The organism is Bartonella sp. MR168JLCBS, from assembly GCF_042194175.1.
The window spans coordinates 1-631 of sequence record NZ_JBHIMP010000480.1 but is presented as its reverse complement, the minus strand read 5'-3'; the positions used below and the strand labels follow the sequence as shown (position 1 = coordinate 631).

Annotated in this window: 1 pseudogene; it reads right to left on the bottom strand. The window is 39.3% G+C overall.

What is annotated here, in order from left to right:
* A pseudogene (locus tag ACFIK8_RS12145) lies at nucleotides 1–631 on the bottom strand (VirB4 family type IV secretion/conjugal transfer ATPase); the annotation flags it as partial.

The following is a 631-nucleotide window of genomic DNA, read 5'->3' as shown; positions in this document are numbered from 1 at the left end:
AAAGCTCTGTGTTAACACAAATTCGAAATCACTTTCCAGTAAAACATTTAATTGGCCCGGTTTGGTTGTCGTGTCATATTCCTTAATTTCCATCATTCCAAATCGGCGCATTCCAGTGGTTGTGCGCAGTTCACCCAGTGCTCCCCATTTTGAGAAGAAAGGCCGATTGATAGACATATAGTCAGAAAAACGGTCATGGCAGATTGGCATAGGCTGGTATTCACCATTGACAAGCATTGCAAGAAATTCAAGGGCAGAAGAATAAGCGTGACCATTTTTTTCATATGCACCAAGAAGTTCCGCACCATAAGATTTAAACGATTGACTTAAGGTACGGTTGATATCATTGAGAGCTTTAATACATGATTCTTGCCGCATCTTTTTTTGATCAAGCGTTTCACGTTCATGCTGGGAAAAAAACGACATAACCTTATCAGTGACTGGTTGGAACACAATGGTCAAATATAGATCATTGACCATTAGATTATAACCAACAAAACTTTGTCGGTACTTTTCATCAAGCTGATAGCAAAACATTTTATCAAATGCTGAATCAGGATATTCATAAACACGTCGACGTACGATATGCGTCCACAGTGATAAATTAGCCGATGCAATACCACGCAGAGTA